This is a genomic window from Oleiphilus sp. HI0117 (genome assembly GCF_001635235.1).
Genome location: NZ_LWGA01000422.1, coordinates 1 through 309, shown reverse-complemented (window position 1 = coordinate 309; position 309 = coordinate 1). Strand labels below are relative to the sequence as shown.

Genomic DNA, 309 nt, shown 5'->3' with positions numbered 1-309 from the left:
AACAGACTCTTTGACACTGAAGTGCTTAGGCACCACTTCCTCGGTAAAGCCCGCCTCTGCCAGGGTTTTACCTGCCATACAACGTGCAGCAACCTTCGCCAATGAAGTGCCAATAGCTTTAGAAACAAACGGTACTGTACGTGATGCTCGAGGGTTAACCTCGATCACGTAAATCAAACCATCCTGATAAGCCAACTGGACGTTCATCAAACCTACAACACCAAGTTCTAGACCCATAGCTTTAACGACTTCCTTCATCTCTTCCTGAACTTCTTGAGACAAGGTATATGGAGGCAATGAACAAGCCGA

At 46.6% G+C, this 309-nt stretch carries 1 protein-coding gene; it reads right to left on the bottom strand.

Features of this window, described 5'->3' with window-relative positions; translation table 11 throughout:
* Nucleotides 1–309 (bottom strand): ATP-grasp domain-containing protein (locus A3757_RS04955; RefSeq protein WP_156506184.1); only part of this gene is annotated, 309 nt, incomplete at both ends.